Raw genomic sequence first — 15,843 nt, forward strand, 5'->3', positions numbered from 1 at the left:
CAACCTCATCTAGCAGGAGCTTCGCTACTTATGGGCGGCGGTCACCCGTCCGCAACCGCCCCGTGACCTGCGGACTCAGGTTGGAATCAGCTCACTGTGAGTGTTCTGCAGTGGATCATTCAACCCGTAGGGACGATCGCTTGGATCGTCCTGTATCGGCTCTATATCCGAGATCATGGATGGGCTGGATGGATCATGATCGCCCTCTACGTCCTGCTTCTCTTTGGTTTGGTTGTGGCTACTCTCGGCTCACTGCTCGCCGGGGAGTATTGGTTCTTCCTTCCGCTGCTGGGAGTCACCGGGCTATGGGCGTTCGTGGTTTGGAAGGCTCTGGCGGGTTTCCGGAAGTAACGCGCGGCCCGTGAGGCGCGTGTGGCGCATGGCCTGTTCGCCTGTGAGCCATCGGGGCGCCGAGTGCGGACGCGCCCTCGGCGACTTGCGCCCGCAGATGTTCCCCGGGCCAGAGGGATGACGCCCAGAGTTGAGGTTGGAACTCAGCTTGAGGGGGCCTTGCACAGAGTACGTGGGCCAGTGATGTATTCGCGTTTCTGATACGCCGGCTCAGGGGCGTGCTTGGCGTGATTTGCGGGCGAGGTGGAGGTCGCGGGACAGGTGTGCGCGGCGTAGGCCGTGGGAGCGTAGGTAGCGGAGGTCCTCGGTGGTGTCGTACATGAGTTGGACGTGGAAGTAGTTCACGTACTCCAGCACCGCGAACAGGCCGAAGGCCAGTCCCGGCCAGCTGCCCGCTCCCGGAACGGTGACCACTCTTGCGACCAGGAATGACACCCCGACAGCAAGGAGCACCGCAATGGCGGTGCGGGCTATCGCGAAGGCGCCAGCGCCGGGCAGGGTCCTGCTGGGAGTCGAGAGCTGCCGGAGTTTGGCCGACCAGTATGCGGCCCCGACCAGGAGGAGGGCCGCGAACATCGCGAAGCCCGTTAGGTTCGTCGCCGTCATCGGTAGTCCGATAACGCCGAACCAGGCTGTGGCCTGCAACGGAAGGTTGAGCAGCTCCAGCCAAGCCAGAGATCGCAGGCGTCGACGGACCCAGGAAGCGGAACGGTGATCCAACCAGGGCCTATCTCAGCTCGGGAGTACGAGGTGTCCGTGGACGCCACGTACCAGGATTCGGAGCGTATGGGGAGCGGGGCACGATGACGCAGATGAGGGGCGCGGCGTGGCGCGGGTGGTTTCTCGCCGCCGCGCTTCAGCGCTCGGCTGGAGGTGGGGCGGGCGGGCGACGGCGTAAGGGAGTGTGGGGTCAGTGTCGGCCTAGGACGCAGAATTCGTTGCCTTCTGTGTCGGCCATGACCGTCCACGGGACTTTGCCCTGGCCCAGGTCGATGTCGGTGGCACCGAGCGTGCGGAGTCGGGCTACCTCGGCTTCCTTGGCGTCAATGGGCTCTGGGAACAGGTCGACGTGGATGCGGTTCCACCATGCCCTCTCGTCGGGCTTGCGCAGGAACTCCAGGTAGGGGCCGGTGCCCTCGGCCGAGCGCAGTACCGCGTGGTCGTCGGTCACCTCGAGGAGCGTCCAGTTCAGTGCCTCGTCCCAGAACTGGGCCATGGCACGCGGGTCCGCACAGTCGACCACTACGGCGGCGATCGGTCCGGTGTCCCGGGTGGATTCGCGGGGCTCCAGCACGCAGAAGACGTTGCCCTCCGGGTCTGCCAGTACCGTCCACGGGACGTCGCCCTGGCCCACGTCCGCGGGTGTCGCGCCGAGTTTCTTCAGGCGCGCGACCATCTCCGCCTGGTGCGCCTCGGAGGTGGTGGCGAGGTCGAGGTGCACGCGGTACTTCACCGTTTCGGGGTCCGGAACGGCGACGAAATCGATGTAGAAGGCGGCGGGGTCTGGCCACTTGAAGCCCTTGGGCTCGAGGTTGGTGACACCGGGACCCTCGCTGGAGAGGTCCCAGTCGAGCGCCTCTGCCCAGAACTGGCCGAGGGCCGAGTCGTCCCCAGCCTTGAAGTTCACCTGTACGAGTCGCAGTGCCATGCCGCTGATCATAAGGCCGTCACGGAGTGAACCACATGGTCAAGCGCGTCGAACTCCCCGTCGGCCCGCTGCTGGACGGCTCGCTCGGCTGGAGTGCGCCCGGCCCGGCGACACGCTCGTGGTGCCGTCGCCGGACCGCCTCAGCCGCTCCCTGCAGGACCTGATCACGATCGTCGCCGGGCTCCGCGAGTGCGGCGTCGGGTTCCGCAGCCTGCACGAGGCGATCGACGCCACCACGCCGGGCGGCCGCCTGGTCTTCCACGTCTTCGCCGCCCTGGCCGAATTCGTCCGCGAACTCATCGTGGAGGGCACCCGCGAGGGCCTGGACGCGGCCCGCGCCCTGCTCACTCGCCCGGGTGAATCCGTCTCCTCGATCGCCCGGCTGAATAACATCAGCCGCTCCACGCTCTACGAGGACGTCTCCGAAGCCAAGGGCGGCCCCGCGCCATTCAGGTGCCCGCCCCCATGTCAGGAGATCGGGACCAGGTCAAAGGGCCATCGTGATCACTCGCGATGGGCCTTCTGGTGACTGCACGACCAGGTGTTCTGGGCGGAATGGGGAACACGGACACGTCGTCCATGGCCTTCGCACCGGTCGGCAGAGCTGATGTCGGACCGCACGAAGCTGTGTCGTAGTTGCCGCGACGTCTACTCGCCCGGGTTCAGGTCCGTCTTCGCCAGGACAGCCGGAAGGACCGCAGGACGTGAACCCGAGCACGGGGAAGAGGCTCGGCGGCGTTGAGGAGAGCCGTCCCGGCGCGAACCACCGTTCGGGGGGACGAGCAGCTTTGAGCGCCGGGCCCGGGCTGTTGGCTCATTGCAGGTGCGGGAGGTCCCAGAGATGGAGAGCGGTCTGATCCTTGGAGACCGTGTACCAGGCGTCTTTTCCTGCCGACAAGGGAGACCCCGAGACGGGGAAGGGGTAGGCGACTGATCCGCGTAGGGCCATTGTGCGTGGGTCGACGAGCCAGTGGCGGGGGACCTCCGCGTAGTACTCGGTGCCGACCACGGCGATGTCGTCGTACGGGAACGCCGCTTCGAAGTCCCAGCGAACACGGTCGTCTCCCGGAGGAGGGGGCACGGCATCCTGGGCGTTCAGTCGCCGCAGTTCCGTGCCGTCTTCCGCCTGGTGGAGATAGAGGGCCCACTGCCCCGTATCCGTCGTCAGGAAGTGCTCCCCGGACGGACTCACCGCGAGAAAGACCTCCTCGACGAATCGCTGGACGGTGAGCTGCGTACCATCCCAGCGTCCCCACAGCACGGGCGAACTCTCCTCGCCCTCCGCGATGGACAGCCCCATGTACGCCGGATCGGGGTGAGGAAAGTGGAAGGAGCCCGATCCCACGGTCATCGTCGGGACCCGGGCCAGCAGCGAGCCGTCGGCGGCGTCGAGGAGCAGCCATTCCTCCTCGGTTTCTTGCCCCATGTGGCTGCGGACGTGAGCCCATAGGACCTTGCCGTCGGAGGAGAAGGCGGCCGAGCCGCTGTCGGCGTGGCCGTGGTGGTAATCGTCGGCGTACTCGGAGAACGAGGCATGGGCCGTCGTGCACACGGTGGCGGACCAGCAACCGTGGCGGATCTCCCACAGCACGGTGCCGGTCGTATCCACGGCCCGCAAGGCGTGCACGCCGGCGAAAACGGCGACATCACCGGCGGGAGAGACCGCCACTGAGCCGTACCGGCGAGGCCACGGCGCGGGAAAGCGGGTCTCCGCCCCCGCCTCGTCCAGGTCGCGGACGGCCAGTTCGGTGTCCCCGCGCTGCACCAGCAGCCTGCGCCCCGGCCAGTGCAGTACCCGTGGGCCGTCCGCCGAGGCGGGGTCGAGGGAAGCGGCGGCGGTGGCCAGGAGACGGGCGGCTCCCTCACGGGTGGCATTGGGCGTCACAGCCGCATGCTTTCACAAGGGGCGGTCGGCTTCGCTGGGGCGCCTGGGAATCTTCGGCGGGGACTGACGGTGGTGGGCGTGGAAGACGCTTGGCCGGCTTTCTGGCTGACGGGCGCCGACATCTGGCCCCCGGAAAGCGACATTCTCGAATACAAGGGCGACACCCGGAACTGGTTCAACATCTACTGGAACGCGTCCGGCGGCTGGTCCAACACCATCGTCAACGTTCCCAGCCCCGGCTCCTGGGGCGGCCGCCACCGCGGACACCTACTACCGAGCCGCAACCTCCACGTAGGCCGCATCCGAACCTGGTGATCACTTGCCGCGACGACGACGGGTCTCGTCCGTCCAGGACAAATCCCCTCCACCGTGCCCTTGCGAGCCCCGGTCCCAGGCACGCATGTCGCGACGGTTCTCACGCATCTCCCGCGTCAACGCCGCACCGCCTTGAAACCGTCGCCCTCGCCGACGGAGACGGTAATCGAAGACCAACGCGAAGCCGAACAGCACGACGAAGAACCCAAGCACGAACCACCACATGCGCCTACCCTCGCCCACCCGGCCGTGCCTAACAATGGAGCCCTACACAAACCCCGAGCAGAGTTCCTCCTCGGCCTCCCGGCGGCCCTGCCGCCAGATCCTCCTCGCGGGCCGGCGCAGGGCGGTTGGCGGATTGAGCCGGTGCGCCTGGACGGCGTCGATCAGCTGCGCGTCCCCTGCTACCAGCTGTGGGCTCGCATCTCCTTTCAGGCCCTTGGGGCCGTCCTGGCCGGGGTGCGTTCGCGGTTCCAGAGGGAGCGGTAGAGGCCCGGGCGGGAGATGAGGTCGCTGTGGGTTCCGCGGTCGGCGACGCGGCCCTCGTCGAGGACGATGATCTCGTCGACGGCGTCCAGGCCGGTGAGGCGGTGGGTGACGAGGAGGGTCGTGCGGCCTTCGGTGGCGGTCAGGAGGTCGGCGGTGAGCTCGTCGGCGGTCGCGATGTCCAGGTGTTCCGCGGGCTCGTCGAGCAGGAGGATCGGGAAGTCGGCGAGGAGGGCGCGGGCCAAGGCGATGCGCTGGCGCTGGCCACCGGAGACTTGAGCGCCGTGCTCACCGACGTAGGTGTCGAGCCCCTGTGGCAGGGAGTCGACCCAGTCGAGGATGCGGGCGCGGCGTAGGGCGTCGCGTATCTCGGCCTCGGTCGCCGCGGGGCGGGCCAGGCGGATGTTGGCTCCGATGGTGGAGTCGAACAGGTGCGCGTCCTGGGCGCATAGGCCGATGACTGTTCTGGTGTCGTCGCTGTTGAGCGCGCCTAGATCGACGCCGTTCAGAGTTGCCTTGCCTGAAGCGGGCTCCAAGAAGCGCAGGAGGACGGAGGTAAGGGTCGTCTTGCCCGAGCCGGACGGTCCCACGATCGCGCAACGGCGGCCTGGTGTCAGGTCTAGGGAGATGCCGTCGAGGGCGTAGGGCGCGGTCGGTGTCCACCGGGCTCGGAGGTTCTCGACCTTGAGCGTGTAGGGGGACGCGGGGAGCGGTGCGGGGTCGGCCGGGTCTTGGACGGGCGGTTCCGCGTCCAGCACGGCGAAGATCCGTGCGGCGGAGCGGCGGACGCGCTCCAGGTACTGGGCGGCCATCGGGAGTCCCGCGACGACCTCGAACGCGGCCAGCGGGAGCAGGACGATCACCGCGAGCAGCACGCCGTCGAGCGCGCCCGAGCGGACGGCCGGGACGCCGGCGGCGAGGGTGGCCCAGACCGCGAGGCCGGCGGCGAGCGCGGAGATGGCGGCGCCGAGGCCGGCGGTGGCGGCGGAGCGGGCGGTGGCGCGGGTGAAGTCGCGGTCCAGTCGGGCCGCCTCGGCGAGCTGGGCGGGTGCCGCGCCGTAGGCGATGAGTTCGGGGGCGCCCTGGAGGGTGTCGACGATGTGGGAGGTCAGTTCGCCGCGCAGGTCGGTCGTCCGGCGTTCGGCCCGGCGCGCCATGACGGACGACAGCCAGGGGGCGACGACTCCGGCGACCAGCAGGGCGACCAGGAGGATGAGGCCGGCGGACGGCAGCAGCGCCCAGGCGACCCCCACCGAGGCCCCGCCGACGACGGCGGCGACCGTGCACGGCAGCAGGACGCGGAGGAACAGGTCCTGGACGGCGTCGACGTCTGCGACGAGCCGGTTCAGGAGGTCGCCGCTGCGGAACGCGGGCAGCCCGCCGGGCGCGAGCCGCTCCAGCCGTTCGTACACGCGCGCGCGCAGGTCGGCCAGGATGCGGAACGTCGCGTCATGCCCGATGAGACGTTCGAGGTACCGGAACACGCCGCGTCCCAGCCCGAACGCGCGGACGGCCACGATGGCGACCATCAGCATCAGGACGGGCGGGTGCTGCGCCGCGCGGGAGATGAGCCACGCGGAGGTCGCCATCAGGGCGACTCCGCTGCCGAGCGCGATGGCGCCGAACAGGACGGCGAGGAGGAGCCGTCCCCTGGCAGGGCGGGCGAACTCGATGAGCCGCAGGATCATGCCGCCTCCTCTCCGCCGCGAGGTTTCACGTGAATCATGCGCCACAGGGGTCATGCCGTCACCGCCGTGGGGGCGAGAGTGATCACGCGGTCGGCCAGGGTGGTCAGGGCCGGCCGGTGCGCGACGAGTAGGACGGTGCGGCCGGCCTTCAGGCGCTCGACGGCGTCGATGACCGCGGCCTCGCTCTCCACGTCCAGGTTCGAGGTCGGCTCGTCCAGCAGCAGGAGCGGCGCGTCGCGGAGGAAGGCGCGGGCCAGGGCGAGGCGCTGCCGCTGGCCGGCGGACAGCCCGGCGCCGCGCTCGCCGAGCGGGGTGTCGAAGCCCGCGGGGAGGGCCTCGATGAACTCCAGCGCGTTCGCGGCCTCGGCGGCGGCCCGCACCGACGCCATGGACGCCGACGGGCGGCCCAGCCGGATGTTCTCGGCGACCGTCCCGGCGAACAGGTGCGGACGCTGCGGGACCCAGGCGATCTGGGCGCGCCAGGCGTCCGGGGAGAACTCGGCGAGGTCGTCCCAGTCGGCCAGGACGCGGCCGGAGTCGGGCTGGACGAACCCGAGCAGCACCGACAGCACGGTCGACTTCCCGGCGCCGCTCGGCCCGACGAGGGCGACGGTCTCCCCGGGGTGGACGGTCAGCGAGAAGTCCGAGAGCGCGGGCCCCCGGTCGTAGGCGACCGTGACGCCCTCCAGCCGGAGCGTCGCGCGGGAGAGGTCGGGGACGTCGGTCCGGTCGCCGGTGGCGGGCAGCGGCGTCTCCAGCACCTCGAAGACGCGGGCGGCGGCGGTGAGGCCCTCGACGCTCGCGTGGTACTGCGCGCCGACCTGCCGCAGCGGGAGGTACGCCTCCGGCGCGAGGATCAGCACGAGCAGCGCGGTCTCCAGCCCGAGCCCGCCCTCGACGAGCCGCAGCCCGATCGAGACGGCGACGAGCGCGACCGACAGCGTGGACAGCAGTTCCAGGACGAGCGCCGACAGGAACGCGATCCGCAGCGTGGACATGGTGGCGCGCCGGTGCCGGTCGGTGACCTCGCGGATCCGGTCCGCCTGCGCCCGCGCCCGGCCGAAGATCTTCAGCGTGGGCAGCCCGGCGACGACGTCGAGGAAGTGGGCGGCGAGGACGGACAGGGTCCGCCACTGCCGGTCCATCTTCTTCTGGGTGGTGAGCCCGACGAGGATCGCGAAGACGGGGATGAGCGGCAGCGTCGCCGCGATCGTCACGGCCGACAGCCAGTCGCCGAGCAGGATCCGGAACCCGACGGCGGCCGGGACGATCACCGCGAGCACGAGCTGCGGCAGGTAGCGGGAGAAGTAGTCGTCGAGCGCGTCGATCCCGCGGGTGGCGAGGGTGGCGAGCTCGCCGCTGCGCTCACCGGACAGCCAGCGCGGGCCGAGGCCGACCGCGCGGGCGAGGAGCCGTCCGCGCAGCTGCGACTTGACCGCGGCGGACGAGCGGTGCGCGGCGACCTCCTGGAGCCAGGCGACGAGCGTCCGGCCGAGGACGACGGCCAGCAGGAGCAGCAGCGGCGTCCGCAGGTCGGCGAGGGCCGCGCCGTGCAGGAACGCGCCGTCGAGCATGTCGGCGAGCAGCGTCGCCTGCGCGATGATCAGCCCGGCGGTGGCGGTGCCGAGCGCCACGGACGACAGCAGGAAGACCCGCGTCGTCCGGGCGTATCTCAGCAGCCGGGGGTCGAGGGGTTTCACCGCACGGCCTCGGGCTTCTTGGGCGCGGCGGGGATGTTGGACGTGCCGATCCGCTTGCGGAACACCCAGTACGTCCATCCCTGGTAGATCATCACGATCGGGGTGAACACCACCGCGACCCAGGTCATGATCTTCAGGGTGTAGCCGGTCGATGCGGCGTTCTCGGTGGTCAGGCCGCCGGACTCCAGCGTGGACGGCATGACGTCCGGGAACAGCGCGGTGAACAGGGTCGCGACGGCGAGCACGATCGCGGCGCCGGTGCCGATGAACGCCCAGCCCTCGCGTCCGGCCCGGTTGGCGAGGGCGGCGAGCACCAGCGCGGCGGCGGCGCCCGCGGCGGTCAGCCAGGTCACCGGCTTGCCGTGCTGCACCTGCGTGATCAGCAGGAAGGCGCCGCCGGTGACGATGGCGGCGACGACCGCGAGTTCGGCGATGCGCCGCGCCCGGTAGCGGATGCTCCCGGACGTCTTCAGCGCCAGGAACACCGCCCCGTGCAGGACGAACAGGATCGTCGTGGTGAGCCCGCCGAGCAGCGCGTACGGGTTCAGCAGGTCGGCGAGCGTCCCGACGTACTCGTGGTCGGCGTCCAGCGGCACGCCCCGGACGATGTTCGCGAACGCGACGCCCCACAGGAACGCGGGCACGAGGCTGCCCCAGAAGATCGCCTTGTCCCAGCGGGACCGCCACCGCGCGTCGTCCTTCTTGCCGCGGTACTCGAACGCGACGCCGCGGATGATCAGCGCCAGCAGGATCAGCAGCAGCGGCAGGTAGAAGCCGCTGAACAGGGTGGCGTACCACTCGGGGAACGCGGCGAACATGGCGGCGCCGGCGACGATGAACCACACCTCGTTGCCGTCCCAGACGGGTCCGATGGTGTTGATGACGACGCGGCGCTCGGTGTCGTCGCGGCCGAGGGCGGGCAGCAGCATCCCGACGCCGAAGTCGAACCCCTCCAGGAAGAAGTAGCTCGTCCACAGGAAGGCGATGATGATGAACCAGACGGTGGTGAGTTCCATGGCCGGCTCCCTCAGTAGGCGAACGCGAGCGAGCGCTCGGCGTCGGGGTCGGAGTCGTCGTCGTCGGACGGCGGCGGGGGCAGCACCTCGTCCTCCGACGGCGGCCCGGCCTTGGCGTACTTGAGCATCAGCCCGGCCTCGATGACCATGAGGACGGCGTACAGCGCGGTCAGCGAGACGACGGAGATGAGCATGGACGTCGGCGACACGCCGGGCGAGACGCTCGCGCTCGTCTTCAGCACCCCGAACACCGACCAGGGCTGGCGGCCCATCTCGGTGAAGATCCAGCCGGCGGAGTTGCCGATGAAGGGGAGGGTCAGCGACAGCACGCCGATCCGGTACACCCACGGGTTGGACGGCAGCCGCCCGCGCCGCAGCAGCCACAGCCCGGCCAGCGAGACCAGCGCGGTGAGCATGCCGACCCCGACCATGATCCGGAAGTTCCAGTAGGCGATCGGGATGTTCGGCCGGTAGTCGCCGGGCCCGTAGCGGGCCTCCTCGGCGGCCTGGACGTCGTTGATGCCCTTGACCTCGCCGTCGAAGGTGCCGGTGGCGAGGAACGACAGGACGCGCGGGACCTTGATCCCGAAGATCTCCTCATTCCCGTCGAGCGTGCCGATGGTGATGACGGAGAACGACGCGGGCTGCTCGGTCTCGTAGAGGGCCTCGGCGGCGGCCATCTTCATCGGCTGCTGATCGGTCATGACCTTGCCCTGGAAGTCGCCGGTGATGGCGACGCCGATCGAGGCGATGGCCGTGACGACGAGGGCGAGCTTCAGCGACGGCCGGAAGACCTCGGTGTTCTTGCGGCGGGCGAGGTGCCAGGCGCTGACGCCGGCCATGAACATGCCGCCGGTGACGAACGCCGCCGTGATCGTGTGCGGGAACGCGACGAGCTGCGTCGAGTTGGTGAGGACGGCCCAGAAGTCGGTGAGGACGGCCCGTCCGGACTCCTCGTCGATGCGGTAGCCGACGGGGTGCTGCATCCACGAGTTCGCGGAGAGGATGAAGTACGCCGACAGCAGCGTCCCGACGTGGACGATCCAGATGCAGGCGTTGTGAAGCTTGGCGTTCAGCCGGTCCCAGCCGAAGATCCACAGGCCGAGGAAGGTCGACTCGACGAAGAAGGCGAGCAGGCCCTCGATGGCGAGCGGCGCACCGAAGATGTCTCCGACGAAGCGGGAGTAGTCACTCCAGTTCATCCCGAACTGGAACTCCTGCACGATGCCGGTGACGATCCCCATCGCGAAATTGATCAGGAAGAGCTTGCCCCAGAACTTGGTGGCGCGCAGGTATTTCGTCTTGCCCGTGCGCAGCCAGGCCGTTTCCAGGATGGCGACGAGCGCGGACAGCCCGATCGTCAGCGGGACGAAGAAGAAGTGGTAGACGGTGGTGATCCCGAACTGCCACCGTGCGATGTCGACCGAGTCCATGGCGCGTGATGCCTCTCCCGGGCTTCTACTACAAGCCGTAGTACTACTTCCCGTCAGACATACTACGGGCTGTAGTACTACGGCATGTCGTTACGTCCCTCACATGGGAAGGACGGCCCGGGGACCCGTCCAGGAGCGCCGTCCCGGACGGGTCTCGCCGCGCGTCATCGGCCGGGCCCGCCGTCTCAGTAGTGGAAGGCCGAGGTCACCCTCGCGCCGGGCGCGCCCAGGTTGACGACGGACCCCGCACCGGACGGGACGGCCCGGCAGAACGCGCCGCCGTAGCCGTCCGGGAAGACGAACAGCCCCCAGACGCTCAGCCAGTCCTCGACCGCGCCGGTCTCCGCGTTCAGCATCGGCTCCTGCACCGGGACGACCCGGCGCTGGACGATGTAGTCCCCCTTCAGGCACGCGGCGACCGTCTCGGCCCATTCCCGGTCGGTCTCGTCCCAGCCCGCGTGGATGCCCTGGCCCGACAGCCCCGCGAACGGCTTGAGGATCAGGTGCTCGCGGTCGGCGCGGACCTGGTCGGCCAGCTCCGGGGTGAGGGTCCGCGTCCACGGCAGGATCCGGTCGACCAGGGCGTTCTCCTCCGCGGTGAACTCGGCGCGCGCCTCGGGATCGGAGACCAGGGCCATGCAGCTCTTGTAGGAGAACATGGACGCCGTCATGGGGGTCCAGAGGACGACGTGGCCGTCCGCGTAGGCGCGCATGACGGTTTCGGCGGGCTCGTCGTTGCGCGGGTCCCGGGCGATCTGGTTGGCGGAGAAGTAGCGCAGGACGAGGTCGATCTGGCGGCCGTGCAGGTACAGCCGTCCGCCCCTGTCCTCCACCTGGCCGAGCTCGCCCAGAAGCAGTTCGATGCCGTACCGCTTCATGGTCTCCTGGAAGGAGCGGTGGAGGGAGTCGTACGCCGCCATGCCGCCGATCGCCTCCAGCGTCGCGACGACGGGCGCCTCCTTCCCCGTCGCCCGGACGAACTGGCGCGCGATGGCGGCCGGGGTGTCGACGGTGCCGAGCCCGTGCTCGCCGGCGAACTCCGCGAACCCCTCGTGGGCGAGCAGGGCGCGGTTGACCTCGCTGATGTCGACGCCGCCCAGCTCGCTGCCGAGGTTGAACTCCAGGAGCCGGAACCGGGACCCGTCGTCGTAGAGGTCGGCGCGCCCGTACAGGACCGGCTCCCCCTCGAACTGGGTCATGAGGGCGGTCCGGCGCGCGTCCGCGCCGATCGCCGCGCAGAACCGGCGGCGGTCGCCGTCGAACAGGCGCTCCGGCAGCGACGCCATCAGCCGGAACAGCCCGGCGAGGTCGTCGGCGGCCTGCCGCGTGCGGTCCTCGGGGGCGAAGAGGGGACGGGTCCCCAGGTACTTCCCCCAGGCCGCGCCGAACTGCGGCGGCAGGTCGACCTTGGAGACGACGTCGTGGAGGGGGCCGTCCTCGCAGGCGTCCAGGTACGCGCGGGTCACCTTCACGAGGAGCGCTCCACCGGGTCGACGACGAGATCCCGCTCGATCTTGCGGATGGCCTCGCGGTCGGCGTAGATCTGCTCCGAGTCCTCGTGCGCGAGGATGATGTAGCCCATCGTCATGCTGGCGAACAGGTCGGTGCTGGCGTCCACGTGGTCGCCGGTGGTGACGAGGTGCACCGGCGAGTGGTAGCTCGGCAGGTCGCGGGCCTGGTCGTAGATCTCGGCGTTGCGCACGATCCCGGTCGAGTGCGACATCAGGAAGACCGCCATCACGTTGCGCCGCAGCGTGTAGCCGGGCGGCAGCTGCGGGCCGAGGCCGCGGCACACGTCCACGATCCGGGTGACCTGGCTCTCCCCCGTCGCGATCTCCGTCACCGCCGGGTTCCCGGCGCCGGCCAGCCGCGCGTTGACCTCCAGCAGCCGGGGCCCGTCCGGAGTCATCATGATCTCGGTGTGCGCCGCCCAGTTGCGCAGCCCCACCGCGTCCAGGGCGGCGAGCCCGTAGTCGATCAGCTCGCCGTAGACGTCGGTGTCGTAGGGCAGCCACTCGACGCTGTCGTACACCGCGATGCCCTCGCCGAACGGCACCCGCTTGTACTTGATCATGTCGGTGATCGAGTGGCGGCCGTCGTGGCTGACGGTGTCGATGGCGAACTCGGTGCCCGTCATCATCTCCTGGACGAGCACCTCCTCGGCCAGCACGTCCAGTTTGTCCCGGGTGCCGAGCATCGCGGTGAACAGCTCGCGCCACCCCTCCCCGCCGGGCGCGCGGCTGACCCCGACGGTGCCGGCGCTGGTCGGCGGCTTGACGACGAGGTCCCGGCCGGCGAGCCCCTCCCGCTCGATCCAGGCGGCGACCTCCTCCGGGTCGGCCGTGGACACCTGGCGGGGGATCGGCAGCCCCGCCTTCGCGAGCTCCTGGTGCATCCGGTACTTGTGGCGCCGGGCGTCGACCAGCTCGGGATCGTTGGAGAACGCGGGCGCGAGCGCGTCCGAGCACTCCTGCGCCAGCCGCAGCGCCGCCTCGACGCCGGGGATGACCGCGATCGGCTTCAGCGCGCCGAGCCGCGCGACCGTCTCCGCCATGTCGCCGTGGTGGTTGATGATGGCGTCGTAGTCGCCCGGATTGTGCGAGGAGTGCAGCGGGGCCAGCGAAGGGCCCGTGTAGTCCATCACGGCCACCGGGCTGAACCCCGCCTCGCGCAGCGCGGGAGCGACCATCGCCGCCGAGGTGAAGGGCCGCACTACCGCCACGACTGGTCTGTCCATGATGTTCACCTTGTCTCTGGTTGATCCGTTGAGTTGTGCGGTCGGCCGCTGGACGTCCGTCAGTCACCGCCCTCCGCCGTGCCGGCGGTCGCCAGCTCCGGTTCGTCCGGCCCCTCCGGCGGACGCCGGCGCCCGAACTTCGCGCCGGCCGCGACGAGCACGGCGGCGAGGAGCCCGAACGTCCCCGTCAGCGCCCACACCCCCGAGCCCCAGGCGTGCCACGCGGCGATCCCGATCATCGGGCCGACGGCGTAGCCGACCTGCTGCGGGATCGTCGCCGCGGCGATGTAGTGGGCGCGCAGCTCCGGCGGCGCGACGAGACCGGGGTAGGCCATCATCGACGGCGCCGCGATGACCTCGCCGAACGTCCACACGACGGTCGCGAGCAGGAGCAGCGCGAGCGGCGTCGGCCCGGTGTAGAGCAGGTGGCCGGCGCCGAGGACGGCCATGCCGATCGTCATCGGCAGCCCGATCGGCAGCCGCTGGAGCCACTTGGACAGCAGCACCTCGAACGCGATGACGATGGCGCCGTTGACCGTCAGCAGGGTCGCGTACACCCGCTCGTCGTGGCCCGAGCCCGTCACGAACAGCGGCAGCGCGGCCGACGCCTGGATGTAGGCCACCGCCGTGAAGAACAGGCCGACGACGACGAGCATGAACCGCCGGTCGGCCAGCACCTGCCCGTACCCGGCGCGCCTGCCGTCGGACGCCCCGCCCGCGGCCTCCGGTTCGGCGTTGGACCGCAGCGCCGCGTAGGCGACGACGCCGAAGGCCAGCGACGTCGCCGCGTCCACGTAGAACAGGGCGCCGTAGGAGGCGTACGTCAGCAGCAGCGCGGCGCCCATCGGGCCGACCGTCGAACCGACGTTGAACGTCAGCCGCAGCACCGAGAAGACCATCACCTGCTGGTTCTTCGGCGTCAGCTCCACGATCCACGCCATCGAGGCGGGGCGGTACGCCTGCGCCGTCAGCCCGGCCCCGGCCGCGACGGCGGACGCGGTCCACACCTCCGGGACGTGCACGAGGGCCGCCGTGAGGACGGCCGTCCCGGCCATCGAGCCGACGATCACCGCGCGGTAGCCGATCCGGTCGGCGACGGCGCCGCCGACCGCGGAGCCGGAGATCCGGCCGACCATCAGCGCGGTCAGCACGATGCCGCTCTCCCAGGCGGTGAACCCCTCGTCGGTGAGGAACAGCACCAGGAACGCGTTCAGGAACGTGGCCAGGTTGCTGATCAGGGTGCCGATGATCAGGATCCGGACGGTCCCGTTCATCTCCCGCAGCGTGGCGAGGACGGTCGGGTGCTCGGCGTCGCTCACGGCGCGGGCTCCAGCCTGGTCCCCTCGAAGGTGAAGAACCGGCCCGCGTCGCCGATCGCGGCGGCGGTCTCCTCCAGGGTCGCGCCGACCGCGATCACGTAGCCGATGCGGGCGAGCCCGTGCGGTGGGCGCCGGACCCGGGTGCCCGGCTCCACCCCGACGGCGAGCTCCACCAGCGGCGGGCGCATCAGCTCGCGGTGCGCGGTGGCCGTGGTGACCTCCATGTCGTAGGCCGGGTAGGCGAACCTGATCGAGGCGGCGCGCCGCGGCTCGGGGAACGAGACGGCCGGGGCACGCCCGGCCACCACGTCCGCCGCCGCGAGCGGGGCGTCCACGCCGGAGGTCAGCTGCCCCAGATGCGGGATCATCCCGCCGCCCAGCCGCGCGTTGATCTCGATGACGTGCCGCGCGCCGTCCGGGGTCAGCTTGAACTCGATGTGGGTGAAGCCGTCGGTGAACCCGGCGGCGGCGTGGGCGCGGGACAGCGTGTCGCGGAACTCGGGGTCGGACAGCAGCGGGTCGTTCGCGTCGACGTCGTGGCCGATCTCCTCGAACGCCAGGTCGCCGCTGCCGCCGAGCACCTTGCGCGCCACGATCAGCGGCGTGCACTCGCCCTGGAACAGGACGCACTCGACGGAGACCTCCGGCCCCTCCAGGAACTCCTCGACGATCACGTAGTCGTCGAACTGGCGGATGCCGCCCATCCGCGTCCCGTCGGCGAGGGCGAACGCCGCGTCCAGGTCGTCCGGCCCCTCGGCCTTGCTGAGGCCGAGGCTGCCGCCCAGGTTCCGCGGTTTCACGATCAGCGGGTAGCCGACCTCGGCGGCGAACGCGCGGGCCTGCTCCAGGGACGACACGGCGCGCGACGCGGGCTGCGGCAGCCCCGCGTCCCGCAGCGCGGCGCGGGCGGCGGACTTGTCGCGGCACCGCGCCACCGCCCCCGGATCCAGGGCGGGGAACCCGAGCGCGGCGCTGAGGTGCGCGGACGTCTCGATGTAGACCTCGTCGTAGCAGAAGACCCCGGCGACGTCGTGGTCGCGGGCGACCTCGCGGGCCGCGGCCGTCAGCTTCTCCAGGTCGAGGCAGTCGACGACGGTGTGGCCGACGATGTAGGGGTCCTCCCAGGTGGCGGGGGTCGGGTTCAGCAGCCAGAGCCGGTACCGCGCCGACACCGACTCCAGGATGTACTGCCGGTAGACCCAGTAGCTGCTCGCGACCAGCAGGAGGAGCGGGCGGTCGTCGCCCGCCGGCGGATTGTGCGGCAT

Annotated in this window: 15 protein-coding genes; 3 read left to right on the top strand and 12 right to left on the bottom strand. The window is 70.5% G+C overall.

The window, feature by feature from the left end; genetic code table 11:
• Positions 1-195: 195 nt before the first annotated feature.
• Complete coding sequence (locus ACGFI1_RS43790) at positions 196-351, top strand: hypothetical protein (RefSeq protein ID WP_392793550.1); 156 nt, start codon at positions 196-198, stop codon at positions 349-351.
• A 210-nt stretch (positions 352-561) separates the two neighbouring features.
• Here ACGFI1_RS43790 and ACGFI1_RS43795 read toward each other — a convergent pair whose 3' ends face one another.
• Both ACGFI1_RS43795 and ACGFI1_RS43800 read right to left on the bottom strand, forming a co-directional pair.
• Positions 562-957: a hypothetical protein gene (locus ACGFI1_RS43795; protein WP_392793551.1), complete on the bottom strand. Its 396-nt coding sequence runs from the start codon at positions 955-957 to the stop codon at positions 562-564.
• Positions 958-1,261: 304 nt separating this feature from the next.
• Positions 1,262-1,999, bottom strand: coding sequence for a VOC family protein (locus tag ACGFI1_RS43800; protein ID WP_392793552.1), 738 nt, complete (start codon positions 1,997-1,999; stop codon positions 1,262-1,264).
• On the opposite strand from ACGFI1_RS43800, the gene ACGFI1_RS43805 reads away from it, so the two are divergent.
• Positions 1,998-2,528: a recombinase family protein gene (locus ACGFI1_RS43805; protein WP_392793553.1), complete on the top strand. Its 531-nt coding sequence runs from the start codon at positions 1,998-2,000 to the stop codon at positions 2,526-2,528. The two genes, ACGFI1_RS43800 and ACGFI1_RS43805, sit on opposite strands and share 2 nt — an antisense overlap.
• A gap of 285 nt (positions 2,529-2,813) precedes the next feature.
• On the opposite strand, the gene ACGFI1_RS43810 is transcribed toward ACGFI1_RS43805, so the two are convergent.
• Positions 2,814-3,884 carry a hypothetical protein gene (locus tag ACGFI1_RS43810; protein ID WP_392793555.1) on the bottom strand — a complete coding sequence of 357 codons (1,071 nt, stop codon included), beginning with the start codon at positions 3,882-3,884 and terminating at the stop codon, positions 2,814-2,816.
• 78 nt (positions 3,885-3,962) lie between these two features.
• On the opposite strand from ACGFI1_RS43810, the gene ACGFI1_RS43815 reads away from it, so the two are divergent.
• Positions 3,963-4,199: a hypothetical protein gene (locus ACGFI1_RS43815; protein ID WP_387068830.1), complete on the top strand. Its 237-nt coding sequence runs from the start codon at positions 3,963-3,965 to the stop codon at positions 4,197-4,199.
• On the opposite strand, the gene ACGFI1_RS43820 is transcribed toward ACGFI1_RS43815, so the two are convergent.
• The 9 genes from ACGFI1_RS43820 to ACGFI1_RS43860 form a co-directional block, all read right to left on the bottom strand.
• Positions 4,200-4,424 carry a hypothetical protein gene (locus tag ACGFI1_RS43820; RefSeq protein ID WP_364552227.1) on the bottom strand — a complete coding sequence of 75 codons (225 nt, stop codon included), beginning with the start codon at positions 4,422-4,424 and terminating at the stop codon, positions 4,200-4,202. It lies immediately after the preceding gene.
• A 206-nt stretch (positions 4,425-4,630) separates the two neighbouring features.
• Entirely contained in the window at positions 4,631-6,373 is a 1,743-nt protein-coding gene (gene cydC, locus ACGFI1_RS43825; RefSeq protein ID WP_392793556.1) for a thiol reductant ABC exporter subunit CydC, read from the bottom strand.
• Between the two features lie 50 nt (positions 6,374-6,423).
• Entirely contained in the window at positions 6,424-8,073 is a 1,650-nt protein-coding gene (gene cydD, locus ACGFI1_RS43830; protein ID WP_171069064.1) for a thiol reductant ABC exporter subunit CydD, read from the bottom strand.
• Positions 8,070-9,089 (bottom strand): cytochrome d ubiquinol oxidase subunit II, encoded by a 1,020-nt coding sequence (gene cydB / locus ACGFI1_RS43835; RefSeq protein WP_387068834.1) that lies wholly within the window; start codon positions 9,087-9,089, stop codon positions 8,070-8,072. Before cydB ends, cydD begins: the two co-directional genes overlap by 4 nt.
• 11 nt (positions 9,090-9,100) lie before the next feature.
• Positions 9,101-10,522 carry a cytochrome ubiquinol oxidase subunit I gene (locus ACGFI1_RS43840; protein WP_392793557.1) on the bottom strand — a complete coding sequence of 474 codons (1,422 nt, stop codon included), beginning with the start codon at positions 10,520-10,522 and terminating at the stop codon, positions 9,101-9,103.
• A 185-nt stretch (positions 10,523-10,707) separates the two neighbouring features.
• On the bottom strand, positions 10,708-11,994 hold the full coding sequence (locus ACGFI1_RS43845; RefSeq protein WP_392793559.1) for a hypothetical protein: 1,287 nt from the start codon (positions 11,992-11,994) through the stop codon (positions 10,708-10,710).
• On the bottom strand, positions 11,991-13,259 hold the full coding sequence (locus ACGFI1_RS43850) for an ATP-grasp domain-containing protein (RefSeq protein ID WP_392793560.1): 1,269 nt from the start codon (positions 13,257-13,259) through the stop codon (positions 11,991-11,993). The genes ACGFI1_RS43845 and ACGFI1_RS43850 overlap by 4 nt, the downstream gene beginning before the upstream one ends.
• Positions 13,260-13,318: 59 nt before the next feature.
• Positions 13,319-14,578 carry an MFS transporter gene (locus ACGFI1_RS43855; protein WP_392793561.1) on the bottom strand — a complete coding sequence of 420 codons (1,260 nt, stop codon included), beginning with the start codon at positions 14,576-14,578 and terminating at the stop codon, positions 13,319-13,321.
• Positions 14,575-15,843 carry an ATP-grasp domain-containing protein gene (locus tag ACGFI1_RS43860; protein WP_392793563.1) on the bottom strand — a complete coding sequence of 423 codons (1,269 nt, stop codon included), beginning with the start codon at positions 15,841-15,843 and terminating at the stop codon, positions 14,575-14,577. Before ACGFI1_RS43860 ends, ACGFI1_RS43855 begins: the two co-directional genes overlap by 4 nt.

The sequence above is a fragment of the Actinomadura geliboluensis genome, assembly GCF_043197915.1.
Lineage (GTDB): Bacteria > Actinomycetota > Actinomycetes > Streptosporangiales > Streptosporangiaceae > Spirillospora > Spirillospora geliboluensis.